Source organism: Sphingomonas sp. MMS12-HWE2-04 (assembly GCF_044881185.1).
GTDB lineage: Bacteria > Pseudomonadota > Alphaproteobacteria > Sphingomonadales > Sphingomonadaceae > Sphingomonas.
Genome location: NZ_CP173254.1, coordinates 3,078,833 through 3,094,889, shown reverse-complemented (window position 1 = coordinate 3,094,889; position 16,057 = coordinate 3,078,833). Strand labels below are relative to the sequence as shown.

The 16,057-nt window shown below is 67.0% G+C and carries 11 protein-coding genes; 7 read left to right on the top strand and 4 right to left on the bottom strand.

Annotated elements, in window-relative coordinates:
- Positions 1 to 1,428: a D-alanyl-D-alanine carboxypeptidase/D-alanyl-D-alanine-endopeptidase gene (gene dacB, locus AB2M62_RS14375; RefSeq protein WP_404334817.1), complete on the top strand. Its 1,428-nt coding sequence runs from the start codon at positions 1 to 3 to the stop codon at positions 1,426 to 1,428.
- Here dacB and AB2M62_RS14370 read toward each other — a convergent pair whose 3' ends face one another.
- From AB2M62_RS14370 to AB2M62_RS14360, 3 genes are read right to left on the bottom strand one after another with little or no spacing between them, the layout of a single operon-like run.
- Positions 1,429 to 2,616: a dipeptidase gene (locus AB2M62_RS14370; RefSeq protein WP_404334815.1), complete on the bottom strand. Its 1,188-nt coding sequence runs from the start codon at positions 2,614 to 2,616 to the stop codon at positions 1,429 to 1,431. It abuts the gene before it with no gap.
- Positions 2,613 to 3,614: a serine hydrolase domain-containing protein gene (locus AB2M62_RS14365; RefSeq protein WP_404334814.1), complete on the bottom strand. Its 1,002-nt coding sequence runs from the start codon at positions 3,612 to 3,614 to the stop codon at positions 2,613 to 2,615. Before AB2M62_RS14365 ends, AB2M62_RS14370 begins: the two co-directional genes overlap by 4 nt.
- On the bottom strand, positions 3,611 to 5,164 hold the full coding sequence (locus AB2M62_RS14360) for a permease (protein ID WP_404334812.1): 1,554 nt from the start codon (positions 5,162 to 5,164) through the stop codon (positions 3,611 to 3,613). The genes AB2M62_RS14365 and AB2M62_RS14360 overlap by 4 nt, the downstream gene beginning before the upstream one ends.
- 248 nt (positions 5,165 to 5,412) lie before the next feature.
- Here AB2M62_RS14360 and AB2M62_RS14355 point away from each other — a divergent pair, with 248 nt between their 5' ends.
- From AB2M62_RS14355 to AB2M62_RS14330, 6 genes are all read left to right on the top strand, one after another.
- Positions 5,413 to 8,547: a TonB-dependent receptor domain-containing protein gene (locus AB2M62_RS14355; RefSeq protein ID WP_404334811.1), complete on the top strand. Its 3,135-nt coding sequence runs from the start codon at positions 5,413 to 5,415 to the stop codon at positions 8,545 to 8,547.
- A gap of 147 nt (positions 8,548 to 8,694) precedes the next feature.
- Positions 8,695 to 9,471, top strand: a complete 777-nt coding sequence (locus AB2M62_RS14350) for a ZIP family metal transporter (RefSeq protein WP_404334809.1) — start codon at positions 8,695 to 8,697, stop codon at positions 9,469 to 9,471.
- Positions 9,472 to 9,632: 161 nt separating this feature from the next.
- Complete coding sequence (locus AB2M62_RS14345) at positions 9,633 to 11,261, top strand: hypothetical protein (protein ID WP_404334807.1); 1,629 nt, start codon at positions 9,633 to 9,635, stop codon at positions 11,259 to 11,261.
- 1,105 nt (positions 11,262 to 12,366) lie between these two features.
- Entirely contained in the window at positions 12,367 to 12,843 is a 477-nt protein-coding gene (locus tag AB2M62_RS14340) for a hypothetical protein (protein ID WP_404334805.1), read from the top strand.
- On the top strand, positions 12,840 to 14,072 hold the full coding sequence (locus tag AB2M62_RS14335) for a cytochrome P450 (protein ID WP_404334804.1): 1,233 nt from the start codon (positions 12,840 to 12,842) through the stop codon (positions 14,070 to 14,072). The genes AB2M62_RS14340 and AB2M62_RS14335 overlap by 4 nt, the downstream gene beginning before the upstream one ends.
- 123 nt (positions 14,073 to 14,195) lie before the next feature.
- Positions 14,196 to 15,086, top strand: coding sequence for a diacylglycerol/lipid kinase family protein (locus AB2M62_RS14330; protein WP_404334803.1), 891 nt, complete (start codon positions 14,196 to 14,198; stop codon positions 15,084 to 15,086).
- A 334-nt stretch (positions 15,087 to 15,420) separates the two neighbouring features.
- Here the strand turns inward: AB2M62_RS14330 and AB2M62_RS14325 are convergent, their stop codons facing one another.
- Positions 15,421 to 16,044: a response regulator transcription factor gene (locus AB2M62_RS14325; RefSeq protein WP_404334801.1), complete on the bottom strand. Its 624-nt coding sequence runs from the start codon at positions 16,042 to 16,044 to the stop codon at positions 15,421 to 15,423.
- Positions 16,045 to 16,057: the final 13 nt, after the last annotated feature.

Here is a 16,057-nt window from a genome sequence, read left to right as displayed (position 1 = left end):
ATGAAGCCCGTTCTCTTCGCCGTCGCGCTCGTTACTGCGCCTTGCGTCCACGCCCAGTCGCTCCAGCAGCGCGTCGAGGCCAAGCTCGCCGAGGCGGTGCCGGGCACCCGCTTCGGGCTGGTCGTTGCCGACGAGACCGGCAAGGAGATCGTCGCGGTCAATCCCGACGGGCGGTTCATGCCGGCGTCGAACACCAAGATGTTCACCACCGCCGCTGCCTTTGCGACCCTCCCCACGGTGAACCAGCCCGATGCAGAGGGCGGCGCCTCGGTGCGGATCGAGGGCGAGAATGTCGTGCTCGAGGGCCATGGCGATGCGCGCCTGTCGAGCGCCGACGATTGCAAGACCGATTGCCTCGCCACGCTCGCCGACGCGGTCGCCGCGAAGACCCGACATGTCCGCGACGTGATCGGCGACGACAGCTTCTTCCCCGACCAGCGCTGGAGCCCGGGGATGAGCTGGAACAACATCCCGACCGAATCCGGCACCGGCATCTCGGCGCTGACTCTCGACGACAACACGCTCAAACTCACCATCACCCCGGCCAAGGCAGGCGTGGCGCCACTGGTCGCGTTGCCGGGCTATTACCGCATCGACAATCAGGCGCAGACCGTGCCGGGCGACAAAATGGCGCTTGGCTATGACCGCGATCCCAATGGCAGGCTGGTGCGGATCAGCGGCACGATCGGCGCCGACGCCAAGCCCAAGAGCTGGGATATCGGCATCGACGATCCCGCCGACTATGCCGCCTGGCGCCTGCGCGCGATGCTGGTGGCGCGCGGCGTTAAGGTTGGCGGTACGGTGCAGGTGCGCCACCGCCCGCTCGCGCCAAATGACGATCCGGCAGTGCGCGGCACGATGCCGGTGCCGCAAGTCGCCGGGTTTCCGGCGCTCGCCCGGCTCACCCCGCCGCCGCTCGCCGAGGATCTTCGCCACATCAACAAGGTCAGCCAGAACGTCCATGCCGAGCTGGCGCTCCGCCGGCTCGGACGGATCGAAGGCAGCGGCTCGATCGCCGATGGCGTGGCGAAGGTCGGCGCGATGCTCGCGGCCGCCGGCGCGCCGCGCTCGGCCTGGGACTTTTCCGACGGCTCGGGCATGTCGAGCTATAACCGCATCGCCCCGCGCGGCACGGTGACGCTGCTACGCTGGATCGCTGCCCAGCCCTGGGGGGCGCAGTGGCGCGATACGCTGCCGATCGGCGGCACCGACGGCACGCTGACGCGCCGCTTCAAGGGCACGCCGCTGGAAGGCAAGCTCTTCGCCAAGACCGGCACGCTCAACGCCACCAACACGCTATCGGGCTATCTGATCGCGCGCAGCGGCAAGACGCTGACCTTCTCGTTCCTGATCAACGACATCCCTGCCGACGCCGGCGCCACCCCGATCATGGACGCCACGCTGCAACTGATCGCCGACGCCAACTGATCAGCGCGGCTTGGCCGCCCAATCCTCCGCCGCGCCGAGCACGCGCAGGACATTGCCGCTCCAGATCTTCTCGATATCGGCGTCCTTGAAGCCCTCGCGCCGCAGCCTTGCGGTGATCTTCGGCAGCGCGGTGATGTCCTCCATGCCGCGCACCCCGCCGCCGCCGTCCCAATCGGCGCCGATGCCGACATGGTCGACGCCCATCACCGCGATGCAATGGAGCAGGCTCTTCATGAACAGCTCGAAATCGGCGCCCTGATAGGGGTTGGTCGCGTCGGCCCTGGCCTTGTCGGCGATCAGCTTGCGCTGGTCGGCCGCCGACAGCACCCACCAATTGTCCTGCCGCTCCGAGATTTTGTTCCGCGCCTCGTCATGGTCGCCCTCGACCAGATAGACGCTGTTGACCTGGAGCACGCCGCCGGCCTTGGCGAGCTTGCGCATGCGATCGTCGTCGAGGTTGCGCGGGTGGTTGAAGATCGCCTTGGGCCCCGAATGCGAGGCGATGATCGGCGTGTTCGACAGCGCCAGCGCCTGGTCGAACACGTCGTCCGAGGCATGGCTGACGTCGATCACCATCCCGAGCCGGTTCATCTCGGCGATCCATTGCTTGCCCAGCGGGCTCAGCCCGTTCCACTGCTTGACCTTGTCGGTCGCGCTGTCGCCGAACTGGTTGTTGCGGAAATGGACCGGGCTGGCGAGGCGGATGCCCTGGTCGTAATACCATTTGAGCAGCGTCAGGTCGGTGCCCAGCGGATAGCTGTTCTCGATCGACTGGAAGACGATGCGCTTGCCCGCCTTGGCGATCCGCACGGCATCGGCGGGGGTGGTGGCGAACTCCATCTTGTCCGCATTTGCCGCGACGACGCGCTGGATCCACATCTCGCGGGTCAGCGCTCCGTCGCGCGCGGCGGCATAGCCCTCCGGCGTCAGCGGCCCTTGCGAGGTGTAGATGACGAAGAAGCCGCCATCGAGCCCGCCGGCTTCCATCCGCGGCAAGTCGATCTGGCTCTTGTCGAAATCGCGATCGTGCCAGCGATCGAAATCCCAGCCGGGATGCTCGAACAGTTCGGGCGTATCGAGATGGGTGTCGAGCACCAGCATCTGCTCGTGCGCGAGCTTGTCGGCGGGCGTGGGGGCGTCGGCGTCGGGGCCGGCGAGCGCCATGGCAAGTGCGAGCAGCGAAATCATAGGGCCTCCCAGGCGGTGATGGCGGCATCGCCCGTTGCGGGGCGCAACGTGAAGATGCCGCTGTCGAAATGGCGCGTCGGATGGACGCGGTTGGTGAGCAGCGTCCAGGCAAGGCCGCGATCGAAATCGATCCATAGCCCCGTGCCGGTGAAGCCGGTATGGCCGATCGTCTCGTCCGAACAGGCCTGTCCGCCCGACCAGCCGGCGAACTTGCGCTCCCAGCCGCAAGTGCGGTGCGCATATTGAGGCGTGCGGATCGCATCCAGCATCGCGTCCGAAAAGGCGCCGGTGAGCACGCCCTGCGCAAAGTCGAGCACGCCCGCCACGGTGCCGAACAGCCCGGCATGGCCGGTCTGACCGCCCAGTGCCGCGCAATTCTCGTCATGCACTTCGCCCTTGAGCACCCGCCCGCGCCACATGCAGCGCTCGGTCGCCACGGCGGGACCCGGCGGCGGGCCGTAGCTGAGACCCTTGCCGAGCGGCCATGCGCCCAGCGGCGCGCCGGTCACCCGCTCGATCGCGATGCCGAGCAGCAGAAAATTGATGTCGGAATAGACGGGTTCCGCGATCTGCTTCCATTCGCGCTGGAGCACGAAGGCGCGCAGCCGCGCCGGATCGTCGCCATAGGTGTAGATCGGCTCGACTGCGGGGAGCAGCGTGCGGTGCGCCAGGCAGTCGCGGAAAGTGAGGCCGCGTTCATAGGCGGCCATGTCATATTGCCGGAGGTCGGGAATCGCGCTGGTCAGCGGGGCGTCGAGGTCGATCCGGCCTTCGTCGGCGAGCCGCAGGATCATCGTCGTCGTCGCGATCACCTTGGAGACCGAGGCGAGGTCGAACCAATGGTCGAGCGTCAGCGGCTCGGGCTCAGGGACCAGAGCGGCCATGCCGCTATGCGTCACCCAGCGCCGCCCGTCTGCCGAAACCACCCCCAGCGTCGCCCCCGGGATGCGGGCCGCCGCGATGGCCTCGCGGGCAGGCGCAAAGGCCGCCGCGATCATGCCGCGGCCACCGCTTCGGGCAGATCGTCGTCGGGCCGCGGCTTGGCGCGCAGGATGAAGGGCAGGAATATCAGCGCGCCCAGGCTCATCGCCCCGGCCATCAGGAAGAAGCCGTCATAACCGATCGCCTTCTGGAACACCCCCGAAAGCCCGGCGAGCAGCCGCGGGATCAGGAAGGCGAGGCCCGAGAGCAGCGCATATTGCGCGCCGGGGAAGCGCGGGTTGACCAGCATCGAGAGATAGACGACGAACACCGCGCCTTCGAATCCGTGTCCGAACTGGTCGACCGCCATGGCGAGGTATAGGTCGAAATCGCCCGCCGTCACCGGCATCGATCCGAGGTGGAACCACACCGGCCCGCCCGGCGCCTGGTGCGCCAGCCAGGCGAAGATCCAGTTCGACAGCGCCGACATGATCGCGCCGATCACCAGCGCCCAGCCCATCGGCGCCTTGGCGGCGAGCCAGCCGCCCAGCGCGACGCCGAGCATGCTCGATACCAGCGCCACCGCGCCATCGGAAAAGGCGATCGCCTCCAGGCTGTAACCCAGCGCGTTGAACAGCGGGTGCGACAGCGTCAGCGCCATCACGTCGCCCATCCGATAGACCGAAACGAACAGCAGGATCGGGATGACGAGCAGCCCATAGCGCCATGCCACATTGACATAGGGGCCAAGCGCCGCCGAGCGCCGCAGCGGTGCATCGGGCGGCAGCTTCTGCAGCCACGGCACTGCGGCGCCCAGGGCGACGAACGGCAGCAGTGCGACTGCGAACACCCAATATTTGACGATTTCGGGGTTATCGAGGCCGACCGATCCGAGCGCGGCGAGCAGCAGCCAGCCGACCGCAGCGGCAATCGCCAGGCTCGCTGCCAGCACCGCGGCGCTGGCGACCAGCCCGGTGACCAGCGCCGCGCCGCGCCCACCGCCATGGCCGGGATCGGGGCGCATGCACGCCAGGATCGGGAAGGGCAGGAATGCCGCCGCGGCGATGACCAGATAGGCCGTCGTCCAGTCGCTCTTCGCGGCGATGTAGATCGCGCCGCTGCCCGCCGCGACCATCGCGCTGCGATAGCCCCAAAGGTTCGCCGCGACCATCGGGCCCTGCTGCTCCTGGGTCGGCGCCAGTTCGATCCGCCAGGCGTCGGCGGCGACTTCGAGGGTCGTCGTCCAGAAGGCGAGCAGCACCGCGAACAGCGCCGTCACCGGCAGGTTCGCGTCCGACGCAGTGAACGCCATCGCCACGGTGGAGAGGAAGATGCCGAGCTGGGAAAGCAGGATCCAGCCGCGCCGTTTTCCCCAGAAGCGGCCGAAGCCAGGCACGTCATATTTGTCGAGCAGCGGCGCCCAGGCGAATTTGAACGTCGGCAGCAGTGCCACCCAGGCGAAGAAGCCGATCGTCACGATGTCGACGCCGTGCCGCGCGAGGCGCAGCAGCAACACCGCGTTGAACATGTAGAAGGGCAGGCCTGCCGCAAAGCCGAGCAGAAGGTAGAGCGCCAGCCGTCCGAAGCCCGGCGCCGTCGGTCCGGGGGCAGTCGTCGCTTCGCTCAAACGGATAGGGCCCGGCGATGGTGCGCGATGTGTTGCGGCATGTGCGAGTCCCCGATGTTTGTCCCACGCTCGCCTGCGCCGCGCGCGCAGTCAATCGCGCGCGGTGTGGCCGCTTCGCAACGCCCCGAGGCCAACATGCCGACAGGTTATGGATTTACCCATAGAAACTATGGCGCACCGCAACATTCTTGTTACTTAATGCACTCCGGCCTCGTGCGGGAATACGGGGCCTCTGGGGGCTCGCACACATGGCTGGTAACACGTCGCTCAAGGCTCTTCTCGTTTCGGGGACGGCGTTCGCCGCGCTTGCCCTTGCGGCACCGGCCTTCGCCCAGACCAGCGATAGCACGACCGAAGACGCGACGACGCCCGCCAGCGCGCAGGTCCCCGTTTCGCAGACCGAGCAGAATCGCGAAGAGGAGCGCGAGATCCTCGTCACCGGTTCGCGCCTGCGCCAGGATCCCAATAAAAGCGCCGTGCCGTTGCAGGTCGTCACCACCCAAGAGATTCAGCGCAACGGCATCAGCAGCCCTGAGCAGCTGATCATGTACCTCAGCACCAATGGCAACGGCGCCGACAACCTAGCCTCCAACGGCGACGTGACCAGCGGCGCACAGCGTGGCACGAACGGACTGTCGGCGGCGAACCTGCGCGGCCAGGGCAGCGCCGCCACGCTGGTGCTGCTCAACGGCCGGCGCGTTGCCGCGCATGGCCTCACCGGATCGGCGGTGGACGTCAACCAGATCCCGTTCGCGGCGATCGACCGGGTCGAAGTGCTCAAGGACGGCGCGTCCGCCATCTACGGCACCGACGCGGTTGGCGGCGTGATCAACTTCATCACCAAGAAGAACTTCCAGGGCTTGGACCTTGCCGGCTTCACCGACATCACCGAGCAAGGCGATGCGCCGATCTACCGCCTGTCGGCGACCGCGGGCTATGGCGATCTCGACAAGCAGGGCTTCAACATCATGGGCTCGGTGTCGAAGAGCTGGAACGGAGTGCTCTACGGGCGAGATCGCGACTTCGTGAACGGCAACCAGCCGAATCGCGGCCTGTCGATCGACACGCGCGGTACGCCGTTCGGCACTGCCTTCCCGATCAACCCGACCGCTGCCGGCATCGGCATCAGCCAGGGCGGCTCGCTGTTGGGCAGCACCACGCAGTGCACGAGCGGCACGGTTGCTGCGGGCACCTGCGTCGCCAATCCGCTGTTCCTCACCGGACTGACCGTTCCTGGTACCACCACGCGGGCGGACGGCGGCATCAACCCGCTCAACCTGCCCGGCGGCGCAGGCTGCGACAGCTTCGACGGCGGCATGCCTTACGACTATGAGTTGTGGAGCGCACCGGGTGCGCGCTATGCCTGCGCCTATGATACCGGCCGCGCCGCGGTGCTCCAGCAGCCGCTCGAAACGCTGACCTATTATGGCCGCGGCACGGTGCGCCTCGGCGGCAGCCATGAAATCTTCGCCGAAGTCACCGGCTCGCACGCGACCGCAGCCAAGCGATTCTCCGAGAACCAGTATTCGGCGAACAACACGTCGATGCCGATCGCCTATCCGCTCAATTCGCTGACGGCATCGACCTATAATGCGGTGTATGACCAGATCGCGGCGGTGTTTCCCGCGATCGGCGCAGTCGGAGACCGCACCGTCGATGCGCTTGGCAACTATGGCAAGCCGATCGCCTTCCGCTATCGCTGCATCGATTGCGGTCGCCGTGAATATGAGACCGATACCAAGACCTTCCGTGCCGCGATCGGTGCCGAGGGCCCGTTACTCGCCGGCTTCGACTATCATGTCGGCGCGTCCTATGCCCGCAGCGAATCCACCTCGGTGCTGGGCAGCGGCTATCATTATCGCGGTGTGTTCGCGACCAATGCGGCCGCGCTCGGATCGGGCACCGGCGCGACGCTGGCGGGCCAGGCCGATCCGCGTGCGCCCACGGCGCCTGGTGCCTCCGCGCCCGGCATCGTCGGGCTTTTCAACAGCGGCATCCTGAATCCTTTCTCGCTCAACCAGACGCCCGAGGCGCTGGCGGCGCTGGACGCGGTTTCGGCGCGGGGCGCGACGCTCTACGGCGGCAAGTATGAAGTGAAGCAGGCCGACGCCTCGATCGCGGGCGACTTGTTCCGCCTGCCGGGCGGCAACGTCCAGCTGGCGGTCGGGGTCGACTATCGCCGCGAGACCTACAGCTTCAACGGCTCGGATGCCGCGACACTCAGCCAGCCGGATATCTTCAACGCCGCTTTCGACAATGTGAACGCGCTGCGCTCCAAAAGCCGCGACGTGAAGGCAGCCTATGCCGAGATCGGGGTGCCGATCCTGCCCTGGCTCGAGGTCACGGGCGCAGTGCGCGTCGACGATTATACCGGCTTCGGTACCACCACCAATCCGAAGGTGACGGCGCGGATCCGCCCGACCGAATGGCTGATGTTTCGCGGCAGCTATAATACTGGCTTCCGCGTGCCGACCTTCAATCAGATATTCAACGGCATCACCCAGTCCCCAAATCCGGGTGCCAACCAGACCGATCCGACCACCTGTGCGGCCGGTGGCGTGGTCAACGTCACGCCTGGCTGCGCGGCGATCACCCCGGACACGCTGACCGGCGGCAACCTGGATCTGGGGCCCGAGACGTCCAAGCAATATTCGCTGGGCGCGGTGTTCACGCCGAGCGCGCGGTTCAGCGCTTCAGTCGACTATTGGAACATCGCGGTCGACAATACGATCGGATCGCTGACCGCGACCCAGCTCTATCAGAATTACCAGTTCTTCCGGGATCGGTTCATCCGCAACGACGCCGGCACGATCGCCGTGCTCGACCTTCGCGCCGACAATATCGGCTCCCGGCGCACCGAGGGCCTGGAAGTCACGCTACGGGGCGGATTCGAGTTGGGCGGCGGCGTGCTTTCGGCCGGGCTCGACGGCACGCGGTTGCTCAAGAAGCGCGAGAAGTTTCTGCCGTCGCAGCCCTATGGCCCCAGCCTGATCGGCGTGTTCACCTTTGCCGGCGACCTCGGCCTCAAGTGGAAGCACAATGCCTTTATCAGCTGGGCGAACGACGATGTGATGCTGTCGCTCAGCCAGATCTTCCGCTCGGGCTACAAGAATTATGCGCTGCCCGGCATCGCCAACGGATCCACCGTGCGCGCCGGCTATAACGATCGCGTCGACGACTATATCACCTACAACGCCACGGTCGCCTATACGGGCCTCGGTCCGGGCTACAAGCTGACCCTGGGCGTGCGGAACCTGTTCAACACCGATCCGCCCTTTGCCGTCACTTATGATTCGAATACCGGCGCCGGCAGCTCGTGGGAGCCGCGTGTCGCTGATCCGCGCGGGCGCAGCTTCACCGTCGCGGCGGAGATCAAGTTCTAGCAATCCCTCCCCGGGTCGCGAAAAGAGCCGTGGCAGCTTGCCTGCCGCGGCTCTTTTTGTTTCGGTAGCGTCTGGAACTGCTATGCGCGGCTTCCGTTCGTTCAGCGCTAGAGGAGAAGCCCCATCGCCATCGAGCCCGTCCAGTCGGTGATCGCCGCCGGTGCGCTCGGCAGCCTGTGCGCCGGGATGGCGACGGCGCTCGGCGCGATCCCGGTGCTGGTCATGCGCCGCCCGTCGGACCAGCAGCAAAACCTGCTGCTCGGCTTCGCGGCGGGCGTGATGCTCGCGGCGAGCTTCTTCTCGCTCATCCTGCCTGCCATCGAAGTCGCCCGGGCGCAGGGTGCTCGGCCGGCAGTCGCGTCGATGCAGGTCGCCGCCGCGGTGCTGCTCGGCGCGGTGGCGATCGCTAATCTCAACAAATGGCTGCCGCCGCTCGATCATCTCGGGCTCGGCCCGCCCGGCATCGCCGCGAGCACCTCCGCTCGGCGGATCTGGTTGTTCGTCGCGGCGATCACGCTGCACAATTTCCCGGAAGGCATGGCCGTCGGCGTCAGCTTCGGCGGTGGCGATTTCGATGCAGGGCGGGTGACTGCGCTCGGCATCGGCCTGCAGAACATTCCGGAGGGGCTGGCCGTCGCGGTCGCGCTGACCAGCATCGGCTATGGCCGCGTCCCCGCCGCGCTCGTCGCCGCGGCGACCGGGCTGGTCGAGCCGGTCGCCGGGCTGATCGGCGTGTCGGTCGTCACCGTGGCGCAGGCATTCCTGCCCTGGGGGCTGGGCCTCGCCGCCGGCGCGATGATCTATGTCGTCGCGTCGGACATCATTCCCGACGCCCATGCCCGGATCACCGGCGGCGGGCGCGTCACCACCGGGTTGATGATCGGGCTCGCCGCGATGATGTTCCTCGACACCACCTTTGGCTGAGACCTTGTCGTGCCTGGACGATGGCTCGACCTGGCCCGCGGGCGATTGGGCTATATTAAATCTGACTAAGTCGTTTCTGTCCTATCTTTGTCGCTAGTCGTGTGGAACATTGCCGTTGATCTTGGGCGCGTCTGGGGAGACGATTGCCGGATCTGGGGGTGATGATGCGACAAACGACCTTGTCGGTAGCGCTCGAGGTAAAGCCCGAGAGCTACGACCATCTGTCGGGGCTGCTCGACAAGCTGCGCGACCGGCGCAATCCGGATCCGTCGGGAGGCACCGGCCCGTTCGCCGATTTCCTCAAGCTGGTGCCGTCGGTGCACTTCATGTCGCTGAACGTCTTTCCCGGCTTCGACTATGATCCGCTGTTCGTCATCGAAGCCAATTTCGATGGCGAGCCGGGGCCGTTCTGGGCGCAGCTGGAGGCGGCGATCGGCCCCGATCTGCGCGCGATGCTGCGTTGCTGCAAATGCCCGCTCGATAATGATGCGCCGCTGTTCACTTCGGTGACCGCCCCCGATTCGCGCGCGCCGATCGCCCCCTATCTCCAGCGCCGCTCGCTCACGCCGACCGTCTATCACCAGGGCAATCGCGGCATGACCCGCGACCGGATTCTTGCCGAGCGTGAGCTGTTCCTGGCAACGCGCAAGGAACTGGCGGACGCCGGCGGCAGCGGGGCAGGGCCGTATCGCAGCCTCACTCCGGCGGGCATCCATGCCAGGCTGCGCGGCGCGCTGCGCCCCGGGTTCGACTGGCTCGACCAGAAGCCGCCGGCGCGGATCACCTTCGTCCAGAACATCACCGACTGGGCGCGATTGAGCGTGTTCATTCTTTTGGTGCTGCTCGCGCTGTCGCTGCCAGGGCTGATCCTCAAGCTCGAAATGCCCTGGGTGCGCTTCGCGGTGCTGCTCGGGGTGATCTTCGCCGGGATCGCGCTGCTGCTCAAGCGGATTGGCGTCGCGCTGCCGGGCACCGCCACGCCGACCAAGTTCAGCTTCCTGACCTTTTTCTTCAAGCAGCTGATCCCGCTAGCCCTGTTCGCGCTGCTCTACCTCGCAGTGGCGACCGCAGTCACCACGCCGATCGCCGCGGCACTCACCGGGCGACCGCTGTTCGGCTCGGCCGAGGCGATGTTCGTCTGGCTTGCCTGGGGGCTGCTCAGCCTTCCGGTCACCGTTGCCGGGATCGTGCTGTGGCTGCGCATCATCGAGCGGCGCGATGCGGCGCAGGACGCGCCGCCGGTCGATCCGCACATGCTGCGCGAGATGGCGCGGCGCGAGGACTGGATCCCGCAAAACCATATGGGCTCGGTGGTGCTGATCAAGCCGGGCATCCTGCGCGCGATCCTGATCCGCGTCGGGCATCGCGGGCTCGGGCTGGTGCTGCGGATCGTCGCGCGCAGCGGCTATCTTGGTTCGATGCGCACGATCCATTTCGCGCATTGGGCGATGGTCAACAACAAGAGCCGGCTGATGTTCTTCTCGAACTTCGACCAGACCTGGGAGAGCTATCTCGACGATTTTATCGAGAAGGCGCATGCCGGGCTCACGCTGGCCTGGTGCTGCGGGGTCGGCTTCCCGCCCACCCGCTTCCTCGTCAAGGACGGCGCCAGCCATGGCAGCCAGTTCAAGCAATGGGCACGCCATTCGATGACTGTCAGCCGCTTCTGGTACTCGGCGTACAAGGATCTCACCGCCGAGCAGGTCGAGCGCAATTTCCGCATAGCCTTGGGACTGCGCAAGCGCAGCCTGTCTGAAAAGGAAGCCGCTACATGGATCCTCGACCTGTGAGCGACGCTCCCGGCGCCAAGGGCCCGCCGAGCTGGAAGCTCGCCCCGCCGCACGACAAGCTGACCCAGGGGATGGTGGTCAGCGGCTTTTCGAACCTGCCCACCGGGCGCGCACTGTTCCTGGAGTTCGGCTGGGACAAGACGCTGCGCAAGGCAGGCGGCGCCTGGCTCGCGGCGCTGCAGCAGGTCGCGCCGATCACCGATGCCGATGGCAAGGAAGCGCGCTCGGCCGGCCTCGGCTTCACTTGGCTGGGGCTCAAGAAGATGGGGCTCGATGCCAATGCGCTCGCCTCGTTCGACTTGCCGTTCAAGGAAGGCATGTTCCAGGAAGACCGGCTCCGCCGTCTCGGCGATCGCCGCGGCGAGGAATGGCTGGGTACGGTGATCCCCGGCGGTCCGCGCTGGAGCGGAAACACCCCGCTCGACGCCGCTGCTAAGGAGCCCGATGCCGAGGCCTTTGGCGATGACGAGCCCGCGGTCGTCGAGCAGCGTATCAAGACGCCGATCACCGTCCACGCGATGCTGCTGCTCTACGAGAAGGACGAGGAAAGCGCCGAGGCGTGGTGCAAGTCGGTCAGCGATGCGCTGGCGCCGCACCAGGTCAGCGTCGTCCACCGGCTCGAGCTCGATTTGCGGCTCGACGAGCGCGGCATCGCGCGCGAGCATTTCGGCTTTGCCGACGGCGTGTCGCAGCCTGCGCCCTATGAGCCCGGCACGGTCACGCTGCGCGGCGGCGTCGATGCGCCGCACGATCCGTGGAACGGCGTGCCGCTCGGCGAGCTGTTGATGGGGCACGTCAACGGCCATCACGAAATCGCCCCCGGGCCGGTGGTGCGGGATAGCGAAGCGGCGCGCAAAGCCGGGCTCGGCGCCCATCCGCGCGGCGAAGGCTTTCTCGATCTCGGGCTCGACGGCAGCTACATGGCCGTGCGCGAGCTCAAGCAGGATGTTGCCGCCTTCTGGAATTCGATGCAGGCCGCGGCCAGCCATGGCGATCCTGGCAGCGCATCGCACGACGCGAACTGGCTCGCCACGCGCGTGATCGGGCGCGATCTCGACGGCAATCTGCTTTGTCCCGAAGGGGTGCTGCCCCCAATTCCTATAACATGCCCGACAATGCGTTCGGCTTTTACGATCGCGATCGCCACGGCATGGGCTGCCCGATGGGAAGCCATGTCCGCCGCGCCAATCCGCGCGACGGGCTGGCGCCGACGCCGGGCGACAAGCAGACCCTGCTCGATGCCGCCAACAACCATCGCATCCTGCGCCGCGGCCGCAAATATGGCCCGACGATCGCCGATCCGCGCGTCGACGATGGCAAGGAGCGCGGGCTGCTGTTCATCGCGCTCAACACCGACATCACCCGTCAGTTCGAGTTCATCCAGCAGACCTGGCTGCTCAACCCGAACTTCGCCTTTCTGTATGACGAGACCGATCCGCTGCTCGGGCCGAAGGGCGGTTTCACGCTCCCCGAAAAGCCGCTGCGCCGGATCATCGAGGTCGACACCTTCGTCCAGATGGCCGGCGGCGAATATTTCTTCCTGCCGTCGATGCCGGCGCTCAACTATCTGGCAAGCCTGTGAACCCGCTCACTGCCACCAACGTGCTCCGTCCCGGTCCGACCGGGTTCAAGGGCTGGATGCAGCGGACGATGTTCGCGGCGATGCCCTGGCTGTTCAGCGTGCTGCGCCGGGTCAAGCCGGTGATCCGCTTCGGCAACATGTATCTCACCTCGCGCTATGACGATGTGCGCGAGGTTTTCGCCACGGATCCCGCCTTCGGGGTGATCTACAAGCCCAAGCTCGACGTGATCATGGGCGGCCAGCCTTTCTTCCTCGGCATGGGCGACACCCCCGAATATCGTCATGATACCGCGGCGATGCGCAAAGTCATCCTGCCGGCCGACCTGCCGCTGCTCGCCGCCCGCGCGGAGGCGCAGGCCGAGGCGATCGTCGCGGCTTCGGGCGGGCAGGTCGAAGTGGTCGACCAACTCGTCCGCCGGGTCACCTTCGACGTGCTGGCGGACTATTTCGGCGTGCCCCCCACGCCGCAGGGCGATCTGCGCGTCTGGGCGACGCGGCTGTTCGAATTCCAGTTCGCCGACCAGGGCAATGATCCAGCGCTACGCGTCGATGTCGATGCGATCGCGCCGGCGTTGCGCGCGCATATCCAGGCGCAGATCGAGCAGCGCCGCGCCGATCCGGGCAAGGACGATGTGCTCGGACGCTGCCTGCGGCTCCAGGCCGCGGGGCAGGGTTTCGACGACGATGCGATCCGCACCTCGCTGATGGGCTTCGTCGTCGGCGGGCCGCCGCAGCCGCCGATGGTGGTGCCGCAGGCGATGGAGCAGCTGCTTCGCCGCCCCAAGGCACTGGCCGGCGCACAGGAAGCCGCGCGCGCCGATGAGGACGATGTGCTGCGCGGCTATGTCTATGAGGCGATGCGCTTCGATCCCCTCGCGCCCGGCCTGCCGCGCCAGGCGCTCCAGGACTGGACGATCGCCAAAGGAACGTCGCACGCCGCGACCATACCCGCGGGCGCCCAGGTGCTCGCCGCCTTCGCCTCGGCGATGCGCGATCCGCGCCGCATCGCCGATCCCGAGCGCTTCGATCCCACCCGTCCGGCAAGCGACTATATCCATTTCGGCTATGGCCTCCACGAATGCTTCGGGCGCCACATCAACCACGCGACGCTGCACCTGATGCTCAAGCCGCTGCTCAAGCAGCCCAAGCTCCGTCGCGCGCCGGGCAGCGCCGGGCATCTGCGCAAGGAGGGGGCCTTCGCCGCGCGGCTGGTGGTCGAATTCGGCTGATGGCGGGCGCCCGGTCGCGAGCGCGCGGGTCGTGCGGTTCGCCTCCGGCGGGCGGTCGGCCGAAATCGCGCTCGGGCGCACAATTTGCTGGGCCCGGATCTCCGCCCGACGAGTTGTTGGGGAATGGAAACGAAGTCCTTGCCGCGGGATGCCTCGCTGGTCGTAAATGCGCATTCCCGACGCGGGCGCGACCTTTTTGACGAGGCCCGCAAGCAGCTGACCGCCGCGGGCATCACGTTGCGCAGCTGTCACGCGGTCGATGACCCCGAACAGATGATTCCCACGGTGCGGCAAGCCGTTGCCGAGGGTGTCCCGATGATCATCGTCGGCGGGGGAGACGGATCTCTGTCGGGCGTAGTCGATGAGCTGGTCGGGACGGACTGCGTGTTTGCGGTGCTTCCTCTTGGCACCGCAAACAGCTTCGCGCGCTCGCTCGGGTTGCCGCTCGATTTGAGCGGAGCCGTTGCCGCAATCGCAACCGGACGTCGAAGAAGAGTGGATCTCGGGATGATCAACTCGGACTATTTCGTAAACGGCGCGTCGGTGGGGCTGTCCACCATGATCGGCGAGACGGTCCCGCATGCGCTGAAACGCTATGGCGGGCGCATGGGCTATCTGCTCTGGGCGCTGAAATGTTCGATTGCGTTTCGACCCTTCCGGCTCGAGCTCGACGATGGCGAGCGCACCGAGCGCTTGTGGGCAACCGAGCTTCGCATCCTCAATGGCGGGCATCATGGCGGCGTCGAGCTTTCCGACCAGGCCAGCCTCGGCTCGCGCGAATTGTTGCTGCAAGCGGTGGTGGGGCGCAGCAAGCTTGCTCTAGCCCGAGACTGGTATGCGAAGTTCTTCAAGTTGCGGGACAGGAATGCCTGCAGCAGGGATTTCCACGGGACATGCTTCAGGATCACGATGCACCCCCCGCAGCGCATCTCGATCGACGGCGAGGTGCTGGCGAAGACCCCGGTAACGGCGAAGATCGCACCGGGCGCGATCGACGTCGCCGCACCCCAATGAACGCATAGAGGGCGCACCGCTGGACTGCGCGCGCGGAGCACTTTGCGCTTCGCCCCAGCTGCCGGACGCTCGACGGTCCATGATCTGGGCGCCGCGTCGGCACTGCGGGACCGTTACGAGGTGGAGCGGCGCGATTGCCGAGGCGGAGCCGATCAGCGTGAGTTGCGTGGAGGTCACCCTTCCACGATAAAGGCGCAGAAATGCACGTTTTCGGAGCATCTCAGCGATGCGATCGACGCGCTAACATCGCCTCGTGCGACCCAGTTCGGGACGCCCGCTTGAGGCGTTGAGGAAATCTCCGTGGAGGGGTCGGCGCGCGGTGCCTCCCGCTTTGTCAGCCCGGCGGGGCCTCGGCGCTGAACCCCGCGGCGAAGGCGACGCGCAGTGCCTCGGGCAGGCTGCGCACGCCCAGCTTGCCCATCACATTGGCGCGGTGGACCTCCACCGTGCGCGGCGAGATGCCGAGTTCGTGCGCGATCTGCTTGTTGGCCAGCCCGCGCACCAGCCCGCGCAGCACGTCCTGCTCGCGTGCCGTAAGGTTGCCCACCCGCGCCCGCCCGTCCTCGTCGCCGGCTGTCGCGGCGGCACCGGGGGCGGGGCGCTTGCGGCACGCCGCATCGATCGCGGGGAGCAGCCTCCGCTCGTCGATAGGCTTCTCGACGAAATCGACTGCGCCGGCCTTCATCGCGGCGACCGCGGCGCCGACATCGCCATGCCCTGCCAGCAGGATCACCGGCATCGTTACCCCGCGCGCATTGAGTTGCGCCTGCACCTCGAGCCCACCCATTTCCGGCATCCGCATGTCGAGCAGGATGCACCCGACCTCGGCCCGTCCGACCAAGTCCAGGAATTCCGCACCGGAGGCATAGCCGCGCACGTCATAGCCGGCGCTGCGCAGCAGGAAGGTCGCCGCGCGGCGGACCTGGTCCTCGTCGTCGATCACATGGACTATGGGCAACTGGCCCCTCCCG

Coding starts and splice junctions, on each gene's coding strand:
- AB2M62_RS14340 (WP_404334805.1), top strand. CDS start 12,367: ATGCCCGACAATGCGTTCGGCTTTTACGATCGCGATCGCCACGGCATG.
- AB2M62_RS14355 (WP_404334811.1), top strand. CDS start 5,413: ATGGCTGGTAACACGTCGCTCAAGGCTCTTCTCGTTTCGGGGACGGCG.
- AB2M62_RS14370 (WP_404334815.1), bottom strand. CDS start 2,616: ATGATTTCGCTGCTCGCACTTGCCATGGCGCTCGCCGGCCCCGACGCC.
- AB2M62_RS14345 (WP_404334807.1), top strand. CDS start 9,633: ATGATGCGACAAACGACCTTGTCGGTAGCGCTCGAGGTAAAGCCCGAG.
- dacB (WP_404334817.1), top strand. CDS start 1: ATGAAGCCCGTTCTCTTCGCCGTCGCGCTCGTTACTGCGCCTTGCGTC.
- AB2M62_RS14365 (WP_404334814.1), bottom strand. CDS start 3,614: ATGATCGCGGCGGCCTTTGCGCCTGCCCGCGAGGCCATCGCGGCGGCC.
- AB2M62_RS14330 (WP_404334803.1), top strand. CDS start 14,196: ATGGAAACGAAGTCCTTGCCGCGGGATGCCTCGCTGGTCGTAAATGCG.